The sequence below is a fragment of the Dorea sp. BIOML-A1 genome (assembly GCF_009875615.1).
GTDB classification, from domain to species: Bacteria; Bacillota; Clostridia; order Lachnospirales; family Lachnospiraceae; genus Dorea_A; species Dorea_A amylophila.
Window position 1 is genome coordinate 1 of sequence record NZ_WWSA01000065.1, and the last position, 1,677, is coordinate 1,677.

Sequence of the window (1,677 nt, forward strand, 5' to 3'; positions counted from 1 at the left end):
CATTTATTCCACTCCGGACAAAACTATCAATGGAAGAAAATGGCTACACCTTCAACGAAAATGGTGTTCCTTGCTGTCCGCATGATTCCACACTTCCTATGAAACGGGAAGGGAGTAAATCTCATCTGAGAAGCAAACTTCCCAGCATGAAGTTTGTATGCCCTAAAATGAAATGGGAATACAACCGTGAAACCAAAACGAAACGCCGTGTCTGCCGCTGTGAGAACCCCTGTACCACATCTTCCTGTGGAAGAATGATTTACATTTACCCCGAAAAGAATCTGCGTGCCTATCCAGGTGTGGAACGTGGTTCCCTAGAATGGGATGAGACCTATAAAATCCGTGTAAACGTTGAAAAATCAATCAACCATTTTAAAGACAGTTTCTGTATTGCCGGTCGTAAAACCCAAAATGAGAAAACACTACATGCAGATTTGTTGCTTGCAGGAATTTCTCAGTTAATAACTGTCATGGTTGCTGATAAAATTCACCAGCATCAATACATACGAAGTTTAAAACCACTCATAGCATAGGACTTACCAACTTCATAAGCCCATGAGGTTTATTTGTTGTGCCAAGAAATGAACGATTTTCACTTCCTATCCCAAGAATCCTGCATGACAGGAGCCTTCGCCTGTTTTCAGTCAGGATTGCGGACTTGTTTCGCAATTACCTATACATACATAATTAGGTGTTTGCGAAACGCCACAAGCCGCATAAATACGGCATTTTAACTTTTATAAAACAAAACATCTCCTCAACGGATTGTGGTAAAATAGAGTTGCCTAGAAACTATAAACCAACCACCCGAAAGGAGATGTACCTATATGATACCATATAAGCAGCTCACTTTGGCAGAAGTTTTTGAAGATTGCCAAAATAAATTCGATAATGACAAATATCAGTTTCTTTCTCTACTTGACCAAACCATTAATCTTGATGAAATTGTTCCTGTTTCTTTTGTTACTCATTTTCACGCTTCTACAGGAAGCCCCGTAAGCATCCACTTTATCCTATGATTAAGGCTCTCCTTATTCAGCGCATTTTCTCAATCCCGACTGATACTCTTCTGATTATATTTTTAAAATATTCTCAGGAACTACGGGATTTCTGTGGCTTCTGTGTTGTTCCTGATGCCTCAAAATTTACCCGCTTTAAACAGGACTTTCTTATGGACTTACAATCGATGTTCGATCACTTAGTTGATATCACTGAACCGATCTGCCAACGTATTGATTCTAACCTTGCTTCCATGAGTATCTTTGATACTTCTGGAATTGAGGCATGGGTAACAGAAAATAATCCGAAATACGCAAACCGTATCATAAAACAGTTAAAGGCCTTTGCAAAGGCTCACAACTTTGATAAAAACTTTGATCCTTACAAAGCTGCTTACGGCTCAATGCCTGCACACGCTACTGCTAACCCAGCTATCCAACAGATGTACATCAACGGACATTTCTGCTATGCCTATAAGTTTGGTATTGTCACTAATGGTCTTGGTATTGTTCGCGATATTACCTTCTACAATAAAGATTTCCTAAATGCTCATCCTAATATCATTGTTGAAAAGAAATCCGATTCACCAGATGAAGATAAATCACTTGCGGACTCTAAGGCACTGCTCCCTGTTTTGATTGATTTCTTTCAGAAGCATCCTTTGATCAACCCTAAAAC

General features: G+C 39.4%; 2 pseudogenes. Both read left to right on the plus strand.

Features of this window, described 5'->3' with window-relative positions:
• Positions 1 to 462, plus strand: a pseudogene (locus GT508_RS14310) (ISNCY family transposase); the annotation flags it as partial.
• A gap of 365 nt (positions 463 to 827) precedes the next feature.
• Positions 828 to 1,677, plus strand: a pseudogene (locus GT508_RS14315) (transposase); the annotation flags it as partial.